The following is a 23,018-nucleotide window of genomic DNA, read 5'->3' on the forward strand; positions in this document are numbered from 1 at the left end:
ACTTTCTCGCCTGATAAAATTCACCATGAGGCGGAATCACACACCCAAGTTCAGCTCGTGATTATGACGAAAATCGTATGCATTGATGATATATGTAGCTTGATTGTCATTCTTGCGGGGACAACACGGGTTTTCCCTAGAAATATGATGGGTATAGGGTTCGAAGGGCCTCGGTAAATGCGGCAAAATTCAGGTATGTATTCTCTGATTCGGACCAACAGGTACTCTTGAGGTTATGACGCGCTTGGCGAACATTTCCATTTTGTTTTCTATTTCGGCCATTGCAGCCTCTTGCGGCACAGTGATGGTCTATCTTTTTGCGCGTCCCGTTGGCGAAGCCATCACCGTTTCTTTCACGGCGATGTGCACCATGATCTTCATCCATTTCATGCTGACCCGCTCTCAGGAAAAATCCGCTGTATCTGAAGCCGTTAATCGCTTGGAAGAGCGTATCGCGGTCATCGATGATGATGTTGGAAATCTCGAAGGCCGTCTCACCGGTGTCGAACACAACATCCCGCGCCGTACCCGTGAAGAGATTGATCCGCTGTTCGCAGAGGTCGAAGTCATTGGCTCCCTCGTAAAGCAGATGGCGGAAGCCATGGCGGATATGGAAACCCGCATCGAGGATCAGGGCATTGCAATTGAGGACCAGCGCACCAAACAGGCCATGCTGCAGCCTCAACCAGCGCAGCGTCTGGCATCTCCTCAAGCGACGGTAGCCAAGGAACCATCTGTCGATCTGGCAAGTCAGGCAGCTGCTGCCTTTGCGAGTGCAGCAAGCAAGCCAATGGCCTCACCGCAAGAAACATTTGCTGAAACCCGCGCACCAGAGATGAAGCGTCCGGCCGCACCGCGTATGCATCATCCAAATGCAGCACTAGCTGAGGAAATTCGCGCCAGCATCGAAGCGGGCAGGGTGGATCTGTACCTCCAGCCAATCGTGACTTTGCCGCAGCGCCGCGTCCGCTACTACGAAGCGTTGACCCGTCTGCGCAAAGCCAATGGGGACACGCTGGAGCCAATTGAGTTTCTGCAGGAAGCTGATCGTACCGGCCAGATGCCAGCGATCGACAACATCCTGCTGTTCCGTTCTCTCCAGATCCTCAAGCGCTTGGCAACACGCAACAGAGAAGCAGGCCTGTTCTGCAATCTGTCACCAAGCACGCTCATGGATGAAAACTTCTTCCCGGGCTTCCTGGAGTTTGTGCGCGCCAACGACACGTACTCTGACCTGCTGATCTTTGAGTTCTCGCAGGCCGATGTCGCTGTCATGAGCGCGATTGAGTACGAAAGCCTCGCAGCACTTGCAGAACTGGGCTTCCGCTTCTCCGTAGACCGCATCACAGATCTGCGCATGGACTTCCGCGCACTGGCAGATCGAGGCTTCCGCTTTGCCAAGCTGCACGCATCCCGCTTGCTGTTGCATGAAGATGATCTGGCCAAGAGCAACATCCACCCGGCAGACTTTGGCAGCCTATTACAGCGCTATGGCATTGAGCTGATCGTGGATCACGTGGAAAGTGAAAGCGCTGTACTGGAGCTGCTGGAAATGGACGTCCGCTGTGCACAGGGCTTCCTATTCTCACCACCTCGTCCGGTACGTGCAGATGTTCTGCAGGGGGCTCCAAACCCACGCCCATTAAAAAGAGAGGCGAGCTGATTTTCATCAACTCGCCTGCTGCAATTTCTCGATTTCTCTCAGGATCAGTTTAGCGGCTTGCCAACTGTAACGAATGTTGGCTCGATGCCATCAAACATGTCCCGCGCAACTTCGCGAACACCTTCCAGCGTGACCGCTTCAACCATCTCATTGCGCTTGTCGATGTAATCGATGCCAAGCCCCTGAGTTTGAATGCCTGTCAGCTGGCGAGCAATGCTGCTGGAGCTGTCAAAGTTAAGCGCATAAGAACCGGTCAGGTAAGACTTGGCTTCCTCAAGCTCAGCAGGAGTAGGACCAGTCTGCGCCATGCGCTCCATCTGCGCTTTGATGATATCAATCGCTTCGCCAGCTTTATCCGCACGTGTGCCTGTGGAACCCATCAGCAGAGCAGCGTGCTGGTAAGGAACCAGATAGGAACCGACAGAATAAGCAAGGCCACGCTGCTCACGGATCTCGTTGTAAAGCCAAGAGGAGAACGTGCCGCCACCCAGAATGTGGTTCATTACGAACGCAGACATGAACTTAGGATCATGACGCTTGTAACCCGGCAGAGCGAACTGAATGGATGTCTGCGGGCTTTCAAAGTCCACATGCGCATTGTTGTCCGTTACAGGTTCCACATTTGGAATCTCAACAAGATCACCGCTTTCAGGCAAGTCCGCAAAGACTTTGTCCAGAACCACAGCCAGCTGATCTGCGCTGATTGCACCAACAACGCCGATCTTCAAAGAATCCTTTGCAAAGATCTTCGCACGCTGTGCCTTCAGGTCATCAGAAGTCAGCTTGGAAACGGTGTCCTCAGTGCCACGGCTAGGGCGGCCATAAGGATGATCCGGGAAGATGGTCTTGGACAGGGTCAGACCCGCCAGCGCATCAGGGCGTTTCAGGCTGCGACGAATACCAGAGATGGTCTGTGCTTTCATACGCTCCAGCGGAACAGCATCAAAGCGAGGCTCATTGACCGCAAGGCGTAGCATCTCAAAGGTATGGTCTTTGTTCGCCTGCAAGCTCTGGAAGGAGCCATAGAAGAAATCACGACCTGTGCTAAAGGAAAGGCTCATGGTCAGGTCTTCAAGGCGCCCCTGAAAAGCCTGAGAATCCAGATCGCCAGCACCTTCATCAAGCATTGTGCTCAGCAGGTTGGTCACACCAAGTTTGGCATCTGTGTCCTGAGAGCTGCCACCTGCAAACGCAAAATTCAGCGCAATGATTGGCACAGTGTAATCTTCCACCAACCACGCTGTGATACCGCCAGGGCTCTTGACCTCTTTGATCTCGATCGCCTGACTGCTCTGCGCAAAGCTGGCAACGATCAGGAATGACAAGGCCATCAGAGCAAACAGGCTTGCTGTCAGTCGGGAAGCGGAGGCAGAAGCTGCCATAAGAACTTTAGCTTTCATGGAGCGTCCCCTCTCACTCTACGGTTTCAGCTTGAGCAGCTGGCATCAGATAGCTCGCCACGCTGGTTTCAGTAAGGTACTTCTGCGCAACGGCCTGAACCTGTTCAGGTGTCACCTTCGCAACCCGTGCAGGCCATGTCTGTACTTTGTCGACAGAACCACCTGTTGTCAGTGCAGTGCCAAAAATACGCGCCAGAACATCCTGCTTGTCTTGGGCATAGATTGCAGAGGCCAGCATAGAGCGCTTGGAGCGTTCCACTTCCTCAGCTGTGACACCGTTTTCCAGAAGGTCATTCACGATAGAAAGCGCCTTCTTCTCCAGTTCCTCCAGAGAAACACCATCCTTCGGTGAGGAATAGAGAATGAGACGTGTGTCATCCAATGCAGTGGACTGATACCAGGCACCTGCGCTGGTTGCCATTTCGCCCTCAATCACCAGCTCTTGGTACAGGCGGCTGTTAACGCCACCACCCAGAATGTCAGAGAGAACTTCCAGAGCTTCAGATTCAGTTGGCTCTGCAGTGGTCGAGCTCGGAACGATCCAGCCATGCTGCAGGCTTGGCTGAGCAACCTGATCACTCTGCAGGCTCACCTCACGGTTACCCGGTACGATCTGCACATGCGGACGGTTACGAGGACCCGGCTCTGCACGTTGTTCCACTTTGCCGTAGGTCTTCTTAGCAAGGTCCAACACGTCTTCAGAAGTCACATCACCCGCCACAATCAGAATTGCATTGTTCGGGGTGTAGTACTTATCGTAAAACGCGATTGCATCATCTTTGTTCAGGCTTTGGATTTCATCCTTCCACCCGATAACCGGAATACCATAGGGGCTGTTTGGAAACAGGACCTGATCAAAGGTTTCGGAAAGACGAGCTGCCGGGCTGCGATCCACGCGCTGCGAGCGCTCTTCCAGCACCACGTCGCGTTCCGGGTTAACCTGCTTCTCGGTCAGGATCAGGTTGGACATGCGATCGGCTTCATAGCTCATCACCATCTCCAGATGCTCTTTGGCAACCTGCTGATAGTAAGCGGTGTAATCCTGAGAGGTAAATGCGTTTTCCTGACCACCCACCTGGGCAACCATCTTGGAGAACTCACCTTCCGGTGTATTCTTGGTTCCCTTAAACATGAGATGTTCTAGAAAATGCGCGAGGCCCGATTTACCGGGTTCTTCATCAGCAGCACCAACGCGGTACCACACCATATGCGTTACGATAGGTGCACGGCGGTCTGGGATAACAACCACTTGAAGGCCATTGTCGAGCGTGCTTTGAGAGACATCGGTTCCACCGATGCGTATTTTGGAGAAGTCTTCGATTGAAGCTTTCCCTGTTGTATCCGCAGCCACGGGCAATACTGGGCTTGCGAAAACAACGAGACTTAAAGCGAGGGCTTTAAGCGTGAGAGATCGACCAGTCACGTAGGGGGCTCCCTTTAAAATGAGCAGGACACAGCTGCCCTACCTATAGCGTGATTGTGGTTAATCTCCTCGTGAATTATTCGTAATCTATTGCAGCTATAATGAAAAAAGCGCGAACATCGTCGCGCTTGCTTCATAATTTACTAAGGCTTTCAGCGGGCCTTTAACGCCCTAAGAGAGGTCTCTCTTACTGCTTGCTCATGTCGATGCGAGCACCGTCTTCAATTGCAGCCGCTTCACGCTTCTTGCGCACAAGCTCGCTCTCATCCACTTCCGGTGTCGCAAAGGCTACGCCTGCAACAGGAGTGGAATATGCGACTGGCGGCTCAGTCAGATACTTGCGGGTAGGCTTACAGGTAGGATCTTCAGGCGAACAGATTGGAGCTTCCACATCCTTACCGCCAAGCTGCTTTTTCGCTTCCTGATACTGTCTGCCAAGGGCAGCCAGTTCTGCTGGGCTCAGCTTATCGCCATCAAGCAATTCCTGCTGACGCTTTTCTGCAGCAAAATCGCGAGGACGCGCAGAAGCCTTCAGTACAGCAGGGTGACCACGCATCTGCTCAACGCTGAGCGGCTGACCTGGCTCGACCTTGTAGAACGCACGGATCTCTTCCAGCTCTTCCTTGGAACGATCAACTGGCCAGTTGCTTGCAACTTCAGAAAGTTTGCGGCTGTCCGGCTGAGGCAAGTTGCCAGCCTGTGTCGGCATAACAAGCGGTGCACGCTCTTTGTACTCGATATCTGTATTGTGCTGGGATTCCAGACCAACGACACTTAGAACACCTGAAACCAGGTTTGTATCAGTGGTTTCTGTGCCATCGCTGAAGTCACCATTTCCTGTCATACAGGCAGATAGTGCGAGAGAGAGCCCGCAAACAAAAGAGGCGCGAACGACGAATTTTTTGCTACGGCTTTGCAATTTCATTACCCTTGTTTCCCGATCACCATCAAAGCGGCGTTTGACAGGCTTCACGGGTCATATGACAGCCTGCGAAATCTGTAGTCCTCATAATCCAGTGATGCCACCTTAAAACAGGAATCACGAAACCATGAAGGCCCTAAGTGTGTAGTTATGCCCAGAAGCACCCGATCTTCCCCACATATAATTGGGAATTAGGCAGTTTTAGGGCCGGCTATCCTTATTTTTGCCAATAAATAAGGTGTCGAGCAGCAACCCGGCGGCGCCAATAACAATCCACGCATCAGCAAGATTGAAGACGTACCAGGAAAAATCCCCAACGTGGAAATAGAGGTAATCGACGACCTGGCCATAATAGAGGCGGTCAAAGCCATTACTCAGCGCACCGGATAAAACCAGCCCGAGGCAAACGGCTTCCAGACGGTTGATCGCCCGCGCACTCCAGAACCAGATGAAAACAGAAGCGGCAACTGTAAAGGCAGCCAGCCCCCAGCGACCAATCTCGGTTGTCTGCTGGAAGAGGCCATAAGAAACGCCTTTGTTCCAGACCAGTACCAAATCAAGAAACGGGCCAACGGAAATTGGAGGAATGCCTCCAACTGAAAAGTGGCCGACAGCCCAGAATTTTGCGATCTGATCAACGACCAGACCGACAATGGCAAGAAGCAGGACGAGGGAACTGTGATGTCCCCAAACTTTTAGTTTCTTCAAAGCAATTCCCTCGTCACTTTGTTTGCTTAAACAGCAGCGCTATCCAGCTCGCGCATTGCATTCGCATCGCGCAGAGTCAGCTCTGGATACTCACCATCTGTTCCAACTTCTGGCAGGATCTTCCAGGAGCGGGCACACTTGTTACCCTCTGCAAGGCCCGGCACCACGCCAACACCAGCGACATCTTCCAGAACAAACGCACCTTCAGGAGCACCGTCTGCAGAAAGGTTCAGCTGGGAAGTGATGGCGATTTCAGCCATATCCAGACCGTTCAGCGCACCCATCAGGTCTGCGTCAGAAACGAAGACGGTTGGGTGGGCTTCCAGAGAAGAACCGATCCGCTTTTCACGGCGTTCGATCTCAAGAGCACCGGTGATCACACGGCGAACCGCACGAACCTTCTCCCACTTCGCTGCCAGCTCATCGTTTCTCCATGCAGAAGAAACAGCAGGGAACTGCTGTAGGTGAACGGAAGTGGTCGCTTCACCGTAACGGTAGCCCCAGCTCTCTTCCATGGTGAATGGCAGGATTGGCGCCAGCCACATGGTCAGATGACGGAACAGCTGCTCGATCACGTACAGAGATGCCTTACGCTTCTTGGAAGACGGTGCATCGCAGTACAGCGCATCCTTACGGATGTCGAAGTAGAACGCAGACAGTTCAACAGTCATGAAGTTGAACAGAGTGGAGAACACGCGCTTGCTGTCGAAGGCCATGTAAGCATCACGTACCAACACATCCAGCTCAGCCAGACGATGCAGCATCAGCAGTTCCAGCTCTTCCATGTCAGTAAGAGCAACCTCTTCGCCTTCATAGTGACCGAGAGAACCGAGCATGAAGCGCAGGGTGTTACGCAGCTTGCGGTAAGCATCAACGTTGGTCTTGATGATCTCAGGGCCGATACGCTGATCTTCCGCATAATCAACGGAACCAACCCACAGACGCAGGATGTCAGCACCGTACTGCTTGATCACGTCCTGAGGTGCGATGGTGTTGCCCAAAGACTTGGACATCTTGCGACCGTCTTCAGCCATGGTAAAGCCATGGGTAAGAACAGCGTCATATGGCGCATGACCACGGGTGCCACAGCTTTCCAGCAGGGAAGAGTGGAACCAACCGCGGTGCTGGTCCGTACCTTCCAGATAAAGAACGTAGTCGTCACCACCCAGACCCTTACGCTTCGGGCTCAGGTCTTCACGGCGCTCCATGCAGAACGCGTGAGTGGAACCGGAGTCGAACCATACGTCGAGGATGTCATCGACCTTCTCGAAGTCGTCAGCTTTGTAGCCTTCACCAAGGAAGCGCTGCGTTGCGCCTTCCTCAAACCACGCATCCGCGCCTTCATTCTGGAAAGCTTCGAAGATACGTGCGTTGACTGCATCGTCCTTCAGAACTTCACCGGTTTCTTTGTTCACGAACACAGTGATCGGCACACCCCATGCACGCTGACGGGAAAGAACCCAATCAGGACGGGCTTCGATCATCGCATTCAGACGGTTCTGGCCGGTTGCAGGCACGAAACGTGTTTCAGAGATCGCTTTCAGAGCGCGAGAACGCAGAGTGTCACCCTTCGCTTCTTCAGAGAGCTCTTTGTCCATGTAAACAAACCACTGAGGCGTGTTACGGAAGATCAAAGGAGCTTTGGAGCGCCAGGAATGCGGGTAGGAGTGCTTCACGCGGCCACGAGCCATCAGGCCGCCAACCTCAACAAGCTTCTCAATAACGGCTTTGTTAGTGGAGCCTTCCTTGCCTTTACGGTCAAGGATGTACTTGCCTTCAAACAGCGGCACGTGTGGGTAGTAAGAACCGTCTGGCTGAACGGTCATTGGAACCTGTTCAGTACCAGCCTTCGCAAAGGCTTCACGGTTGTCCAGGAACATCTGGAAGTCTTCCTGACCATGACCCGGTGCGGTGTGTACGAAACCGGTACCAGCATCGTCAGTTACGTGATCACCAGCCAGCATCGGCACGTTGAAGTCGAAGTAGTCGCCAGCATCTTCAGCACCGCGCAGCGGGTGCGCGCAGTATTCGATGGTGCTCACATCAACGTCAGATACACGCTCATAAGCATCAACACGGGAAGCTTCGAAAACAGACTCGGCAAGCTTGTCAGCAATGATGAACTCTTCGCCAACCTTCGCCCAGTTGTCTTCAGCAGCTTCAGTCACCTTGAAGATGCCGTAGCTGATGTCTTTGGAGAAGGAGATCGCGCGGTTTGCAGGGATGGTCCATGGAGTGGTTGTCCAGATCACCACCTTCTTGCCGATCAGCGCTTCATTGCCGGAAACAACCGGGAAGGTCACCCAGATGGTGTGGGAAGTATGGTCTTCATACTCCACTTCCGCTTCAGCAAGAGCAGTCTTCTCAACGATGGACCACATGACAGGCTTGGAACCACGGTACAGCTGGCCGCTTGTCGCAAACTTCATCAGTTCGTTCGCGATCACAGCTTCACTGTCGTAGCGCATGGTCAGGTATGGGTTGTCCCAGTCGCCTTCAATGCCAAGACGCTTGAATTCTTCGCGCTGAACGTCGATCCACTTGTCCGCGAAGTCACGGCATTCCTTGCGGAACTCGTTGATCGGCACAGCGTCTTTGTTTTTGCCCTTTTTGCGATACTGCTCTTCGATCTTCCATTCGATCGGCAGACCATGACAATCCCAGCCAGGAACATAGTTCGCATCAAAGCCCTGCATCTGCATGGAGCGGTTGATGATGTCCTTGAGGGTTTTGTTCAGCGCATGGCCGATATGGATGTTACCGTTTGCATATGGAGGGCCATCATGCAGGATGAACTTTGGGCGACCAGCGGATTGATCACGCATCACCTTGTAAAGATCCTTGTCTTTCCATTTATCAAGGATCTTAGGTTCATTCTTTGGAAGGCCTGCCCGCATTGGGAAATCAGTTTTGGGCAGGTTGAGCGTTTCCGAATAATCGCGGCTCGTAGTATCGGTCATTTGGCAGTCCGCTTATGTGGGCATCTGTTTGCCCATAGGCATTTGGTAAAGCGCAGAGATTTGCGCAAGCTTGAAAGTCCCGCCACCACGGTGACGGTTGGAGGTCTCCCGGTACTTCAGGGCGCCAGCGGGCGTCTCAGCTGAAGGCCGGGCCAATAATTCGAAATTGGCACACCTTGAAAGAGGTCAAAGGAGCAGTCCTGTTATCTTCAAACTTGGCTAACATAATGAGTGCTTTTAGCAGCGCTTATGTAAGGAATAAAGAGCCTCTAACAACAAAGCTCAATATTCTCAAGACCAAGAGTAATTTTCCTGAAGGCCGAAGCTAATGCGCCGCGTCAATAATGGCGTTTGGGGGAACTGTCGACCAGCTCCTCACTCTCCGCCTGGCGCTTCGCTGCTGTCCGCTCACGGTGTGCAATGTAAAGCCCGCCGCTTGCGATAAGCGCAACACCCAACCAGACAAACATGTCCGGAATATCGCCAAACAGAACAAAGCCCACGATGGTCGCGCTGATGATCTCCGTATAACTCAGCGGTGCAAGCACAGAGGCTGGCGCGCGGTCAAAGGCGAGCACAATGCAGCCATGTGAGGCGAAGGAGATAATGCCCATCAGCACGAACAGAGGCAGGTGAGTAAGATCCGGTGTGGTCCAGGCCGCAGCCTCAAACCCAAACAGGCTTGCGATAACCACCAGCGGGGTCAACGTCAAAACACCAGCCACGCCAGTCGCAAACTGAATGCCGAGCAGTGACGCACTGCCAGAAAGCTTGCGCGTCAAAACAAGGTAGGCTGCAAACGAAGTCGCTGCTGCCAGCGGCAACAGGGAAGGCCAGCCTAAAGCACTGGAGCCTGGACGAATAATGATAAGCGCGCCCACCATGCCGACAACCACAGCAGACCACCTGCGAACACCCACTTTCTCCTTAAGCACCACAGCAGAAAGCACTGTCAGGATCATTGGCTGCACAAAGAAGATCGCAATCGCATCTGCCAGCGGCATGTACTTGAGAGAGCTGAAGAAGAAGATCGAACAGATTGCCAGACATGCACCGCGGATCAGCTGAATGCGGTTAACTTCCTTCATCAGCGAACCAAACGAGCGCCCCATGAAAACAGCGATCAGAAGAACAATCAGCGCCTGACAAAGAAAACGGCCAAGTGATACCTCAACCGGAGAGATAAAACTGCTCAGATACTTGGCAGTACCATCCATAAGCGGTGCCAGAGACATACCGGCGACCATAAACAGGATGCCATGCAGCCCGGCATTGGAACTATGACTGTCTGTCGAGGCGGTTGTTGTTGTCATGTTGCTCTCGGAAAATGGGGGATACGCTGACATATCAAAGCCAGCGATCAGGGTAAGGGCCTATATTGACGCACCAGCTATTCTTTCGCGCAAGAAAAAGAAAGTATTCGTCAAAGTCTATTCAGTGCAGTTATCTAAAGAGTATCTGTTCCGCCACTCAACATTATGAGGGCGACGGTTTCCGCTCCGCATTCGCCAGTATCAGCCCACTGCAGACAAGCATCCCGACGCCAACCCAGACAAACTCATCCGGAATTTCGTTGAAGACCAGATAACCAATTGTGGTTGCAGAGATAATTTCCACGTAGTTGATAGGAGCCAGAACAGAAGCCGGGGCTCTTTCAAAAGCCTTGACCAGCAACACATGCGCAAACAGGCCCGTTCCACCAAGGCAGAGTAGAAAAATGGTCGGAAGCGTGAAATCTGCTTCCTGATCAGCAATCACCAGATCACCGCCAAAGCCAGTCAGCCATGCGTAAAAGATAATCGGCAGGATGAACAGGCTGCCCGCAAAGCCAGTTGCGAATTGAATGGCCAGTTGAGAGGCTTGCCCGGAGAGCTTACGTGTCAGCATCAGATAGCAGGCAAATGTAAACGCGGCCGCCAGAATAAGCAGACTTGCTGGTTGGAACACGCCAGTCCCCGGCCGCATGATGACGAGCACACCGGCAAATCCAATCAACACCGCCAACCACCGCTTAGCGCCAACTTTCTCCTTCAGAAACACTGCCGACAAAACCACCAGAATAACCGGCTGCACAAAGAAGATTGCAGTCGCATCAGTAAGTGGCAGGTACTTCAGTCCAAAGACGATGAACACCGATCCAACGGCTAGCAAAAGGCCTCGGCAGAACAGGGGCAGGGTGGTTTCCTGCAGCAGACTGCGCCAGCTCCGTTTCTGAAAAGGGGCAATCGCCAGAATAATGACAAGCTGCACAGCAAAGCGGAAGAAGGCGACGGTTAAAGGTGAGAAAAACTCAGAAAGATACTTCACCACGCCATCAGTGCTCGAAAGGATGAGCAACCCGAACATCATCAACAGCACGCCGTGCAACACATTGTCAGAGCTGGCAGCGCCAGCCCGCGTAGCCGCTGATGTCATACTAGGTCTTTCTAAAGAGTGAGATTATCCGTCGGTGTTGAGCATTTGGTCTAGATGAGAAAGTGGTCGCATCGAAGCAATCATCGCCCGCGCTTCCGCACTATCCTGATCCATCTGCGCAATTAAGCCGTCAATACCGTCAAATTTAAGTTCAGGACGGATAAACCCGATGAAGCAAACGGTGACGAGCTTTTCATAAAGGTTGCCACTATAATCAAACACATGCACTTCGAGCAGCGGTGCTCCGTCATCAAAAGTCGGTCGACGCCCAAAGCTGGCAACGCCGTCATGCATCTCGCCGTCAATCTTGATCTGAACGGCGTAAACGCCTTCCTTCAGCTCACAATTGTCAGCAAGCTTTAGATTAGCAGTCGGATAGCCCAGCTCACGACCACGTTTTTCACCATGCTGAACAGTCGCTTCCACAAAATAGCGATATCCAAGCAGACCATTGGCAACCGCCAGGTCGCCTTCACCAAGAGCTGCGCGAATACGGCTGGAGGAAATCACTTCACCACCTTCATCGCCTTCTGCACCAACAATGGTCACTGCAAACCCATGAGCCTCGCCTGCTTCGCGCAAAAACTCAGGTGTTCCCTGACGGCCTTTGCCAAAGTGAAAGTCATAGCCGGTGATGCTCTGGGAGATCCCAAGGCGATCCACCAGAATGTCCTTTACAAAATCCTCAGCAGCCATGCTGGCGAACTCTTTGGTGAACGGCAGCTCAATCACACCATCCAGATGCTCCGCTTCAAGAATCTCGGCCTTGATATGGCTCGGTGTCAGACGAAACACAGGTTGTTCAGGGCGGAAGAAGGTACGCGGATGCGGTTCAAACGTCATGGCAAGCGCAGGAACTCCGCGCTTTGCTGCTTCATCACGTGCCAGATCAAGTACAGCCCGGTGTCCACGATGCACACCATCAAAATTTCCGATCGCAACAACACCGCCGCGCAGCTTGTCAGGAAACTGCGCAAGGTCGGTAATATGCTGAAAAGAATGCGCCTGCTTGATCGGCTCACCCATGAACTGTACTTCCCGCTAAAGCGTATCCCGATAGGAGGCTCCGGTTTTCCTATGAGAATACGCATGAAAATAAAGATTTAGAGTTTGCTGCACAAAAGCCCAGTGCGCAACATACTCCAAATTTCCAGAATTTTGCGAGACGGTGCCGTGAGAAGCCCGTCCCGTCAAGCTCTTCAGATAAGGTTTGACGGGCCGGACACAAGAAACTGCAAGTTCTTCGCAGGAATTTCAGCTTAAAGCGGAATATCCATATCGGCGCGGGCAGGGACTTTCACCATAGCTTCCCCTTCCAGAACCACCTTCCCATCCACAAGACACTTGCAGTCCAGACGGGCTCTGCAGCCTTTGTCAATCAGCTCGGCAACGCTCACGCGAACCTCAATATCGTCGCCGATATACACAGGCGCGCGAAAATTTAAAGATTGAGACAAATAAATTGCACCTGGGCCCGGTAATCGCGTTCCAAGTACGGCTGAGATAAGGCTCGCGGTGTAAAGACCGTGCGCGATACGAGTTTTAAAAGGGGTCTTTGCTGCAAAATGCTCCGACAAATGGATAGGGTTTCTGTCACCGGAAACCTCTGCGAATCCTACGATGTCTTGAGAGCTGACGTGCTTAACGAATACTTCGGTCATGCCGACTGATAGGTCTTCATAAGCAAGCGGACGAAGGCTGAGCATAGTGTTTCCTCGGATTAACCACAGGCAATATTGCCGGTAAAACGCGCAGAAACGCTAGTAAGCGGACCTCTAAAAAACAATTAGGCTTTTAGCATTATTGAAATCGTATTGGAGAAATTAACCTAACTATAACGTAGGGCGGTTAGTTTCGCGAAAGTTGAATTGGTGGGGACCCCTTTTATTGGAAGGACACCTGCGTCCAGTGTGACCTAAAAATGTCGTGGTCGCCGTGAGTATAGCAGAGAGGCAACGACAGCCTCTTGAGAATATGGAGTTGTACATGGCCCTTGATCTTCAGATGCCAATTTTGGTTGTCGATGATTATAAGACCATGATTCGAATCATTCGGAACTTGTTGAAGCAACTTGGCTTTACGGACATCGATGATGCGGCTGATGGCACTGAGGCCTACGAGAAAATGAAGCAGCGCCGTTATGGCCTGGTCATCTCGGATTGGAACATGGAACCTATGACTGGCTATGAGCTGCTGAAGCAGGTCAGACAGGATGCGGCTCTGTGTAAGACGCCATTCATCATGGTTACAGCTGAGTCTAAAACGGAAAACGTGATCGCTGCTAAGAAGGCAGGGGTTAACAACTACATCGTTAAGCCGTTTAACGCGCAAACTCTTAAAGGCAAAATCGAAGCGGTTTTCGCTGACTAATTTTGCATTGCGCGCACATTGAAGAATTTGGGCTGGGGTGAGGACGCCATATCGATTGCGCCCCAACCCTTTCGTGCACCCAACTGACCGGTTACAAGGTCGGGTAGAGCTCCGGCCTGGCAGATATTTTGTCTGCTGGAGGAGACGTTCCCTACTCAAATAAAGGGAAAGTGTAGTTTTGACCAAAATTGATATTCAGCAACTCATCGATTTTCTGGAAGAAAGCCGTGAGAAGTCTAGCGAAGTCACCTTAACTGACGTTATGGGGCTGGCTGAGGTTATGACAGGTTCAATGGGGGACATCATTGAACACATCCAACCTGCAGTAACCATGGAACTGGCAGAAATCGGCGAAGAAATCGCGCGGATGAAAGCCGAAATCAGTAAACTTCGCGTCGCAGATATGAGGGATAACCATATCCCTGAGGCTGGCCGGGAGCTGGATGCGATTGTTTCCTCAACAGAAGAGGCAACACATTCCATCATGGAAGCTGCCGAAGCCATTATGGCTGCAGATCCGGAAGACACTGAAGCTTACCAGGACACGGTCAACAATCAGGTGATGGAAATTTTCCAGGCCTGCGCATTTCAGGACATCACAGGGCAGCGTATTTCCAAAGTTGTCAGCACACTAAACACGATTGATGAGCGCGTCTCTAACTTCGTTGAGCGTTTGCGTCTTGAGCAGGAAGCTCAGGCGGAACATCAGGGCGAAGAGACTGATGAAGAGCGCCGCAAGCGTGAGCTGATCCTTCACGGTCCTCAGCACAAAGGCGAGGGTGTCTCTCAGGACGAGATCGACGCAATGCTCGGCGATGTGCAGCAAGATGACATCGACAAACTGTTTGCCTGATCAAATGCGATAAGTTTGCCTGCGGACACGGACCGCAGAAATAAAAGACAAAAGCAGTTTGCTTGTCCTCAACAAGGCGCAAACTGCTTTTTTATTACCAACTCAGGCGGCCCATAAAGTTATGTGCCCGCAGGCCTTCAGCCTCGAGCATCTTCACCACAGCCTCCGAGTTTCCTTCAAGATCAGCCGCATGAATGCCGTCAGTCAAAAACAAAGCACTGATGCCTTGCGCATTTGCGCCCTTGATGTCTGTCGGAAGTCCATCCCCAATTGCCAATATCTCATGGGTTTCAATTGGTTTACCTACATGAGCATTGAGCTCTGCTCGAGCCATATCGTAGATCGGATGAAATGGCTTGCCGGTGATAACCACGCGTCCACCCATATCTTCATAAAGCTTCGCCAGTGCACCGCCGCACCAAACCAGCTTGTCACCTTGCTCGGCCACGATATCAGGATTAGCGCAAATCAGAGTGAGATCCAGCTTCAGCAAATCTTCAAAGTGAGAACGGTAGTCCTCCGGTTCTTCTACACGTCGATCATTCAAACCAGAGCAGACAATAATGTCAGCTTCTTTCGGCTCTACAAAGTCAAAGCTAACACCATGAAACAGGCTGTGATTCTTCTTTGGCCCGATATGATAGACCTTGGCATGATCAATCGCTCTCAAGTCGGCCTGAACCACATCCCCGGATGAGACAATCGAGTCGTAGCAAGAACGCGGTACTCCCAAACTACGAAGGTGCTCTTCAATCTCGTTGGCTGGTCGCGGTGCGTTTGTAATCAGCACCACAGGTCTGTCGTAGTTTGCTTTGTAAGTCTCAAGAGCCTCAATCGCAGCTGGGAAAGCACTCATCCCATTATGTAAAACACCCCAGACATCACATAGAATACCGTTGAACTGATCTGCGATCTGGCTGAGGCCAGTGATGGGGGATTGTTGCTGCATGGATGTTCTCTTGGAGGAAGTTTGATAGTCTCTTGAAAAAAGAGCAGACTTGAGCCAAATCCTCATAGCCTGAGCAGCTGGCAACGACAAGTAGTTACTATCACTGCTCACCCTGTATCATTATGGGCGTAATCGCTGTCACAAATGCAGATCGGATGCGCCATATAAATGCACTCCCGAAACTCAGAGGGTTTTCGGTGACGAAAGCAGGGCAATTGAACAACGGAGCGGTTATGGCGGTAAGACAACTTAGCGATACGACGATCAACAGAATTGCTGCGGGTGAGGTAATTGAGCGGCCTGCAAGCGTCGTCAAAGAGCTGGTTGAAAATGCAGTTGATGCTGGTGCAACGCGGATCGAGATTGTTACTGCAACTGGTGGTAAAAGCCTCCTGCGCATAACCGATAATGGCGCAGGTATGACCAAGGAAGACCTGCAACTCGCTGTCCGCCGTCACTGCACATCCAAGTTGCCTGAAGATGACCTCATGGACATCCGAACCATGGGCTTTCGCGGAGAAGCGCTGCCATCCATTGGCGCGATCTCCAGATTGGAAATCACAACCCGCCATGCATCGGAACCCCACGCTTGGAAAATCGAAGTAGAAGGTGGACAGAACAGCGAAGTCGAACCAGCAGCCTTGAATGCAGGGACACGTGTTGAAGTCAAAGATATCTTCTTCTCTGTTCCGGCTCGCCTGAAGTTCCTGAAATCGGATCGTGCTGAAGCCACAGCGATTACCGAAATCATCAAACGTATCGCGCTCGCAAATCCAACCATCCGCTTCACCCTTTCTGGTTCCGATCGCAGACAGCTTGAACTACCGGCGTGCACTGGGGACGATGCAGACCTTGCGCGTATTGGCCAAATCCTCGGTGCAGAGTTCACAAAGAACGCAATGGAAATCGAGGCTTTGAGGGAAGGAATACATCTTTATGGATATGCTGGTCTCCCTACATTCCATCGCGCCAACTCTCAGCACCAGTTTTTCTTCGTGAATGGCCGCCCTGTGCGCGATAAGCTCCTACTCGGTTCTCTTAAAGCAGCTTACTCAGACGTTCTCTCAAGAGACCGCCATCCTATCGTTGTGCTGAACATCGACCTAGATCCGCATCAGGTAGACGTGAACGTACACCCCGCTAAAGCTGACGTGCGTTTCCGTGACGGACAACTCGTTCGTGGATTGCTGATTGGCGCACTTAAGAACGCGTTTGTTCAGTCTGGGTTTCGTGCATCTACGGCGAACACACAATCTGCGATCAATGCCATCCGTCCAATGGGGCAGGGGGCAGGTTTCAACGTCCATTCAGGCGCTTCTGCACATACCCAACAAGGTCACAGGGAAGCAGCACAAAACTACTCTTGGCAACAATCAGCCTATCGCCCTGAAGAAAGCTCCCCCTCAGTCTGGAGCGCTGCCGATATCCCGGAAGCTGGAGTTCAGGAGACACAACTGGGCCTGATGGAGGCAACTGCGCCTTATACAGCTTCGCCAGAGCCATCCATGGGACAAGATTCTGCCGGCGTACCAGGACATCAAGCCTATAATCTCGTCGATGCGCCATCAGCGGATTCACGCGCACATGCGCATGAGCTGCCAGAAGACAGAGAAAGCTTCCCACTCGGGGCAGCACGAGCACAAATCCACGAAACCTACATCGTATCGCAGACGAAAGACGGTCTCGTTATTGTGGATCAGCACGCCGCACACGAACGCCTTGTCTACGAACAGCTCAAAGAAGACCTCGCAAAGCGGGATGTTCCAAGACAAATGCTCTTGATCCCGGAGATCGTCGATCTCCCAGAAGATGATGTTGCCCGTCTGGAAGAGCGAGCTTCTGAACTGGAAGAAGTGGGGCTCGTCCTGGAACGTTTTGGTCCTGGAGCAATCGCTGTCAGAGAAACTCCGTCCATGCTGAAGCGGTTGAATATCAATGCTTTGGTGCAGGATTTAGCGGATGACTTTGCTGAGTACGACAGTTCAACACGCATCAGAGAAAAGCTGGATCTGGTTGCTGCAACGATGGCATGTCACGGCTCGATTAGAGCAGGCCGCCGCATGCGTCCCGAAGAGATGGACAACCTGCTCAGAGACATGGAAGCGACACCGAAGTCCGGTCAGTGCAACCACGGCCGCCCAACATGGATTGAGCTAAAGCTTCACGATATCGAACGCCTTTTTGGGCGTCATTGATTTCATAATGAAAAACCAGAAGAGGCGGATCAATGATCCGCCTCTTCCAGTTCGTATTCTCGACTACACTAAGTAATCGATGGGTTCTGACATGTGGCCTCAGAAGTCCCTTTGAACACGGAGAAGGATGGAGATGATATCCTGCTGACCTAGCGGACGAGTTGGGTTACCGCCGTTAACGGTTGTGTCTGGATACAGGTCACCCAATCCAACGTTACGGTAAGCAACTTCTGTACCGATTTCGAAGCCGCTAACTGGTGTCCAGCCGATCTTACCGACAACATCCCACTGGTTCTGGTTCCAAAGGAACTTAGAGCGAGCGTTGGCGAAGGAAGCCTGGATAGCTGCGTTCCATTCAGGTGAGAAGTCTGCCTGGAAACCCCAAGCAATGGACCAACCGGTAGCAATACCGTCTTCACCATCTGTAAGGGAAGTTGCATCCCAGATGACGTTCTGCCAGTCACTGTTTACGTAACCGAGTGCACCTTGAGAGAAGGTTGCCTGAACCACACCCTGGAAGCCGGAGAGATAATTGGTGAAGAATGGTAGATTAAATTCTACACCACCACCGACGGCCCAACCGAGAAGACCGGAAGGATAAGATTCAAGATAGCGAACTTCTGTCAGAGCACCCATAATCTGGGCAGAACCCCAACCTTGGTCCAAACGGATGTTTGCGACCAGATCTGGGAAGCGCATACCGCCGTAGCCCTGGTTAAATCCTGTAGAGTTAAGATACTCACCAGTAAAGAGGTTCTGCTGGCGAGCGGTTCTGTCTTCTACAGACCAACTGGTTGAAAGGCCATTGCCAAGGTCAAATGTGTAACCGGCAAGCCAGAGGTTTTGGTCAGAGTATGCAACGGTGGTGATCGCACCATATGCATAACCGGTCCAGAAGTCATAGAAGGATTGCGCACGACCAATGGTCATACCGCCAAACTGTACGAACGCATAATCAAGCGTCATAACAGTGTTGTCCTGCTCAACCCCAAACGAGCCGACTGGGTTGTTCACGTTAGGAACGGAGCTGTCATCCTGAATAAAGCCAGGAGTATCAACTGTTCCAAACAAATCGATGTAAGCGCGAAGCAGACCGTATTCTGTTTGAGTTCGTGCGTCCATGCGGAGGTAACCACGTGCACGAGTGGAGGTTGAATTTCTTGTCCGCTCGGACCAGTCGCTTGGGCCAGCTCCAAAGTTGTTGAAGCGGTATTCAGCACGAACACGACCGCGAATTCTCAAACAGGTATCAGTGCCTGGAATATAAAAATATCCAGTACCGTAGGCGTCACAGATCTGGACGTATTCTACGGGCTCCGGCGCAACGGGAAGATCGGCTGCAAGGACCGGAGTGGCACTCATCATAAGCGCTGCTGCGGCGCTAGTTGTAAAGTGGCGCATAATTCGACTCCTAAATCGGGTTGAAACCCACTCCTCAAACAAGGTTAATTGACAAAACTACTTAAGGCGGCCCAAATGCTGCCTAAGCAAAACTGATTTTATTTTTGTGTACGCGAATTCCCTGCAGCAATTGATGCCAGCACATCCTTATCGATGCAATAATAACTCTAAAAATAACCTAGAGTTATCAAAGTAATCGAAACCGCTGTTTCATTCCTGCAACGCTTTTATCCAAAACTAGGTAGATGTAACAAAGATGAAATCGGGGTCGATCTCCGTGAATTAAGTGCTTGTTATTGTTTATTAAAAGTTTGTTTCGCAGATTCCTTGGCCTTTTTATATGCAATCTGCGTCATTCGAATCAAAGACTCGCTGAACGCCAAATTTGGAAAATTCAGGCTTTCCCTCATAAGTATAGTGATAGTAATGACAAGTATTCGTTTTTTGCGTTGGTTTGGGGAATTCTGCGTTCTTTTGAGGTGTGACGCGTTGCTAAGTGAACTGTGAACCCGATCCCCTTAAATCCCAGATATCTCGGAGCCAACCAGCTCACCGAGGATAACTCCTCCAGCCACAACCGCTGAAAACCACCTCGACACCCGTGTCAGACAGCCTCCGCCGCCACCTCACTCAGCTGCGCCCCAACAATCCACCCATCACCGTGAAGCTTCACCCCGCGCCACACCACCCAGCCCAAACAAAAAGGCCCTCCCGAAACCACGTCGGGAAGGCCTTCTTCTACTCTTTATATATAAGGGCGGTCTGAACGAGCACGCACCGCACTCAGCTCCATGTCCGCAGCCGGCTCAGAATCTCCACATCAAGCTCAGACCCGAACCCGTGACCGGAACCCCTTGCCGAGAGGTCGCTCTACAGGCCCACGTACCGCACAATCAGGATCTGGCTGTCACCGGCGTGGCGTACGTCCAACCCTTCGAACCCTTCAGGGATCACCGGCGAAACGCTCGCATCTTCTTCCCAGATGCACAGCGCACCTTCATTGAGCCAGCCACCGGTTGCGGCACTCGCCAGAGCCTTTTCGCCCAGCTCCTGCCGATAGGGGGGATCCAGAAACACCAGATCGAACGGCATCATGGTGCCAGCATGTCCCAGAGAAGTCGCATCGCGGCGCAGGATCTTCGTGGCACCCATCAGACCGGTGGTCTCCACATTCCGGCGGATCAGACCGCGCGGCTCCACGGCGTCCTCAACGAACACGCAGTATTTGCCGCCACGGCTCATCGCTTCCAGACCAAGAGCACCTGTGCCTGCAAACAGGTCCAGCACGCGGGCATCCTGAACCGGATTGCCATAGGCATGAGTGAGCACATTGAAGATGGTCTCTCTCATCCGGTCAGTGGTTGGCCGCGTATTCTGCGTCTTGGGTGTAGCGAGCGCTGTTCCCCGAAATCGTCCAGCAACAATTCTCACGAGTTTCTGCCACCTTTATGTCCGCGAGGCGCACCACGATCACCGCCTGGGCGACCACCACGTCCTTTATCTCCGCCAAAGCTCTTGCCAGAACGAGGGCCCTTGCTGAAGCCGCGCTTGTCGCCATCACGACCACCGTCACGAGGGCCCTTGCTGAAGCCGCGCTTATCGCCATCACGGCCACCGTCACGAGGGCCTTTGCTGAAGCCGCGCTTATCGCCATCACGGCCACCCTCACGAGGGCCTTTGCTGAAGCCGCGCTTGTCGCCATCACGGCCACCATCACGTGGGCCCTTGCTGAAGCCACGCTTGTCGCCATCGCGGCCACCCTCACGAGGACCTTTGTTGAAGCCGCGCTTTTCACCATCACGACCACCGCGTGGGCCTTTGTTAAAGCCGCCGCGTTTTTCATCAGATGGAGCATCATCGCGGGAGCGACGGTTGGAGAAGCGGCGCTCGCCCTCAGTTGGGCCAGTATCACCGGTGTACTTCGCGTTTTCTGCCGGGTTGAAGCGGCCACCGCGACGGTCTTCACGGCTTGGCGCATCTTCAGCAGAACGCTTGGTGCCACCATGCGCCAGATCAAAACCGCCACGCTTGGTGCGGGTGCCAAAGCGGCGCTCTTCTGGCTTGCGCTTTTCGTCGTTACGACGGTTGTCGCCATCCTCGAAGGAAGGTGTGTAGGTGTCTACGGTGCCGTCAGCGCTGAACACGCGGCGCGGCTTGCTGTCGCCACCACGCTCATTGCTGCCATAGCGGGAAGGGCCCGCCTTGCGGTCACGATCGCCAAACGGCTTACGATCTCCACGGTCGCGGTCGCCAAAGGATTTACGCTCGCCGCGATCGCCAAACGGCTTGCGATCACCACGGTCGCGGTCACCAAAGGATTTGCGTTCGCCGCGATCGCCGAACGACTTACGCTCGCCGCCATCACGATCACCAAAGGATTTCCGGTCGCCGAAGGTTGGCTTCACGCCAACGCGTTTACGGTCACCAAATGGGTTGCGCTCAGAACTTTCACTGCCACCATCGCGCTTGTCTTCGCCATGGCGCATCGGCTTCTTGTTGTGCTTGGCAAGAACAGCTGCTGCATCTTTCGCGCTGATCCAGCCACCACCAGCACCACCGGAAGATTTCTTTTTCTTCTTCATCTCGGCTTTTTTGCTGGTGCGGGCATCCATCTGGTTGATGATTGGTGCATCAAAATCAAGATCAGCTTCAGAAACCAGACGCTCGCCCAGCTGGTCACGCAGCACGCGGCCACGGATTTCCTGCAGCTCGCCCTCACCAAGGTCGCCCAGCTGGAACGGACCGAAGGAGATGCGGATCAGACGGTTCACGGAAAGGTCCAGATGTTCAAGAATGCGCTTCACTTCGCGGTTCTTGCCTTCACGCAGGCCAATGGTCAGCCAAACGTTGTCGCCTTTTTCAGTGTCCAGCGTCGCTTCAATAGCGCCGTACAGAACACCGTCAATGGCAACACCATCTTTCAGGGCATCCAGCTGCTCTTGAGTCACCTTACCAAACGCGCGCACGCGGTAGCGGCGCAGCCAGCCGGTTGCAGGCAGTTCAATCACGCGGGAAAGGCCGCCATCATTGGTCAGCAGCAAAAGACCTTCAGTGTTGATGTCCAGACGGCCAACAGTCACAACGCGTGGCATGTCTTTTGGCAGAATGTCAAAAACAGTCTTACGACCTTCAGGGTCTTTGTTGGTGGTAACAGTGCCCCGAGGTTTATGGAAGAGCCACAGACGGGTGCGCTCACGGGTTGGCAGAGGTTTGCCATCCACGTACACCTTGTCTTTTTGGGTCACGGTAAAAGCTGGTGTGTCCAGCACATTGCCGTTCACGCTCACGCGGCCGGCTTCAATCCATGTTTCTGCTTCACGGCGTGAACACAGGCCAGCACGTGCCATCGCCTTGGCGATACGCTCACCAGTAACGGTTACTGTCTGTTCCTGTTTCTTTTTGCCGGAGGATTTCTTGGTCTGCTCGCCGGATTTGCGGGGGGAGCTTTTTGGGGTTTTACCGCTGTTTTTCATTGGCTCTTGCCCGGCGAACCGGGGCCTTTAACTTTCTACACTCTGTACAGATACACTGGATAAGCTCGCATAGGCGTCACCGCCTTGGCTGCCCAGCAGTCTGTCAGATGCCACACAATATTCGAATGTCGTCAAAGCGCATTCCGTTTGATTGGTTCAATCAGAAGACAGGAATTCGCTCAAAAAAAGAAGTCGGAGCGTGCTGCGTGGATGTTTTCGGGACGCAAACATGCTCTGAAAACGGTCATAACCTAAGCAGAGCCCATTGGCAAAGGGGCAAAAGCAG

17 protein-coding genes are annotated in these 23,018 nt (G+C 52.7%); 4 read left to right on the forward strand and 13 right to left on the reverse strand.

The annotated features are described in order from the left end of the window. Positions 1 to 235 precede the first annotated feature (235 nt). Positions 236 to 1,663, forward strand: a complete 1,428-nt coding sequence (locus AC3CB2_RS00665; RefSeq protein WP_054784414.1) for an EAL domain-containing protein — start codon at positions 236 to 238, stop codon at positions 1,661 to 1,663. A 44-nt stretch (positions 1,664 to 1,707) separates the two neighbouring features. On the opposite strand, the gene AC3CB2_RS00670 is transcribed toward AC3CB2_RS00665, so the two are convergent. The 9 genes from AC3CB2_RS00670 to AC3CB2_RS00710 all read right to left on the reverse strand — a co-directional run bounded on the left by AC3CB2_RS00670 (position 1,708) and on the right by AC3CB2_RS00710 (position 13,197). After that, positions 1,708 to 3,063, reverse strand: coding sequence for a M16 family metallopeptidase (locus tag AC3CB2_RS00670; protein WP_352931547.1), 1,356 nt, complete (start codon positions 3,061 to 3,063; stop codon positions 1,708 to 1,710). Positions 3,064 to 3,076: 13 nt separating this feature from the next. Beyond that, positions 3,077 to 4,486 carry a M16 family metallopeptidase gene (locus tag AC3CB2_RS00675; protein ID WP_352931545.1) on the reverse strand — a complete coding sequence of 470 codons (1,410 nt, stop codon included), beginning with the start codon at positions 4,484 to 4,486 and terminating at the stop codon, positions 3,077 to 3,079. A gap of 187 nt (positions 4,487 to 4,673) precedes the next feature. Next, positions 4,674 to 5,411, reverse strand: a complete 738-nt coding sequence (locus AC3CB2_RS00680; protein WP_208609042.1) for a hypothetical protein — start codon at positions 5,409 to 5,411, stop codon at positions 4,674 to 4,676. A 198-nt stretch (positions 5,412 to 5,609) separates the two neighbouring features. Continuing rightward, positions 5,610 to 6,116 (reverse strand): signal peptidase II, encoded by a 507-nt coding sequence (gene lspA, locus AC3CB2_RS00685; protein WP_352931543.1) that lies wholly within the window; start codon positions 6,114 to 6,116, stop codon positions 5,610 to 5,612. A gap of 26 nt (positions 6,117 to 6,142) precedes the next feature. Continuing rightward, on the reverse strand, positions 6,143 to 9,076 hold the full coding sequence (gene ileS / locus AC3CB2_RS00690; RefSeq protein ID WP_352931541.1) for an isoleucine--tRNA ligase: 2,934 nt from the start codon (positions 9,074 to 9,076) through the stop codon (positions 6,143 to 6,145). 338 nt (positions 9,077 to 9,414) lie between these two features. Next, entirely contained in the window at positions 9,415 to 10,389 is a 975-nt protein-coding gene (locus AC3CB2_RS00695; protein ID WP_014284265.1) for a DMT family transporter, read from the reverse strand. Positions 10,390 to 10,552: 163 nt separating this feature from the next. Beyond that, positions 10,553 to 11,491, reverse strand: a complete 939-nt coding sequence (locus tag AC3CB2_RS00700; RefSeq protein WP_352931539.1) for a DMT family transporter — start codon at positions 11,489 to 11,491, stop codon at positions 10,553 to 10,555. 24 nt (positions 11,492 to 11,515) lie between these two features. Next, on the reverse strand, positions 11,516 to 12,517 hold the full coding sequence (locus AC3CB2_RS00705) for a bifunctional riboflavin kinase/FAD synthetase (RefSeq protein WP_352931537.1): 1,002 nt from the start codon (positions 12,515 to 12,517) through the stop codon (positions 11,516 to 11,518). A 233-nt stretch (positions 12,518 to 12,750) separates the two neighbouring features. Then, entirely contained in the window at positions 12,751 to 13,197 is a 447-nt protein-coding gene (locus AC3CB2_RS00710; RefSeq protein ID WP_037037988.1) for a MaoC family dehydratase, read from the reverse strand. A 280-nt stretch (positions 13,198 to 13,477) separates the two neighbouring features. Between AC3CB2_RS00710 and AC3CB2_RS00715 the strand changes: the two genes are divergently transcribed. Further along, complete coding sequence (locus AC3CB2_RS00715; RefSeq protein WP_008552155.1) at positions 13,478 to 13,861, forward strand: response regulator; 384 nt, start codon at positions 13,478 to 13,480, stop codon at positions 13,859 to 13,861. A 178-nt stretch (positions 13,862 to 14,039) separates the two neighbouring features. Continuing rightward, entirely contained in the window at positions 14,040 to 14,714 is a 675-nt protein-coding gene (locus tag AC3CB2_RS00720) for a protein phosphatase CheZ (protein ID WP_014284269.1), read from the forward strand. Between the two features lie 94 nt (positions 14,715 to 14,808). Here the strand turns inward: AC3CB2_RS00720 and AC3CB2_RS00725 are convergent, their stop codons facing one another. Next, on the reverse strand, positions 14,809 to 15,663 hold the full coding sequence (locus AC3CB2_RS00725; protein ID WP_352931534.1) for a TIGR01459 family HAD-type hydrolase: 855 nt from the start codon (positions 15,661 to 15,663) through the stop codon (positions 14,809 to 14,811). Positions 15,664 to 15,896: 233 nt separating this feature from the next. On the opposite strand from AC3CB2_RS00725, the gene mutL reads away from it, so the two are divergent. After that, positions 15,897 to 17,858: a DNA mismatch repair endonuclease MutL gene (gene mutL, locus AC3CB2_RS00730; protein WP_352931532.1), complete on the forward strand. Its 1,962-nt coding sequence runs from the start codon at positions 15,897 to 15,899 to the stop codon at positions 17,856 to 17,858. A 99-nt stretch (positions 17,859 to 17,957) separates the two neighbouring features. Here mutL and AC3CB2_RS00735 read toward each other — a convergent pair whose 3' ends face one another. The 3 genes from AC3CB2_RS00735 to AC3CB2_RS00745 form a co-directional block, all read right to left on the reverse strand. Beyond that, positions 17,958 to 19,259, reverse strand: a complete 1,302-nt coding sequence (locus tag AC3CB2_RS00735) for a porin (protein ID WP_008552090.1) — start codon at positions 19,257 to 19,259, stop codon at positions 17,958 to 17,960. Between the two features lie 870 nt (positions 19,260 to 20,129). Next, positions 20,130 to 20,690, reverse strand: a complete 561-nt coding sequence (rsmD, locus tag AC3CB2_RS00740; protein WP_352931530.1) for a 16S rRNA (guanine(966)-N(2))-methyltransferase RsmD — start codon at positions 20,688 to 20,690, stop codon at positions 20,130 to 20,132. Continuing rightward, entirely contained in the window at positions 20,687 to 22,732 is a 2,046-nt protein-coding gene (locus AC3CB2_RS00745) for a pseudouridine synthase (RefSeq protein WP_352931528.1), read from the reverse strand. Before AC3CB2_RS00745 ends, rsmD begins: the two co-directional genes overlap by 4 nt. Between the last annotated feature and the right edge of the window lie 286 nt (positions 22,733 to 23,018).

It is taken from the genome of Pseudovibrio sp. SCP20 (assembly GCF_057774105.1).

What these genes read in the sequence shown, in the direction of transcription:
- AC3CB2_RS00665 (WP_054784414.1), top strand. Translation starts at nt 236, where the DNA reads ATGACGCGCTTGGCGAACATTTCCATTTTGTTTTCTATTTCGGCCATT.
- AC3CB2_RS00670 (WP_352931547.1), bottom strand. Translation starts at nt 3,063, where the DNA reads ATGAAAGCTAAAGTTCTTATGGCAGCTTCTGCCTCCGCTTCCCGACTG.
- AC3CB2_RS00680 (WP_208609042.1), bottom strand. Translation starts at nt 5,411, where the DNA reads ATGAAATTGCAAAGCCGTAGCAAAAAATTCGTCGTTCGCGCCTCTTTT.
- ileS (WP_352931541.1), bottom strand. Translation starts at nt 9,076, where the DNA reads ATGACCGATACTACGAGCCGCGATTATTCGGAAACGCTCAACCTGCCC.
- AC3CB2_RS00695 (WP_014284265.1), bottom strand. Translation starts at nt 10,389, where the DNA reads ATGACAACAACAACCGCCTCGACAGACAGTCATAGTTCCAATGCCGGG.
- AC3CB2_RS00700 (WP_352931539.1), bottom strand. Translation starts at nt 11,491, where the DNA reads ATGACATCAGCGGCTACGCGGGCTGGCGCTGCCAGCTCTGACAATGTG.
- AC3CB2_RS00705 (WP_352931537.1), bottom strand. Translation starts at nt 12,517, where the DNA reads ATGGGTGAGCCGATCAAGCAGGCGCATTCTTTTCAGCATATTACCGAC.
- AC3CB2_RS00710 (WP_037037988.1), bottom strand. Translation starts at nt 13,197, where the DNA reads ATGCTCAGCCTTCGTCCGCTTGCTTATGAAGACCTATCAGTCGGCATG.
- AC3CB2_RS00715 (WP_008552155.1), top strand. Translation starts at nt 13,478, where the DNA reads ATGGCCCTTGATCTTCAGATGCCAATTTTGGTTGTCGATGATTATAAG.
- AC3CB2_RS00725 (WP_352931534.1), bottom strand. Translation starts at nt 15,663, where the DNA reads ATGCAGCAACAATCCCCCATCACTGGCCTCAGCCAGATCGCAGATCAG.
- mutL (WP_352931532.1), top strand. Translation starts at nt 15,897, where the DNA reads ATGGCGGTAAGACAACTTAGCGATACGACGATCAACAGAATTGCTGCG.
- AC3CB2_RS00735 (WP_008552090.1), bottom strand. Translation starts at nt 19,259, where the DNA reads ATGCGCCACTTTACAACTAGCGCCGCAGCAGCGCTTATGATGAGTGCC.
- AC3CB2_RS00745 (WP_352931528.1), bottom strand. Translation starts at nt 22,732, where the DNA reads ATGAAAAACAGCGGTAAAACCCCAAAAAGCTCCCCCCGCAAATCCGGC.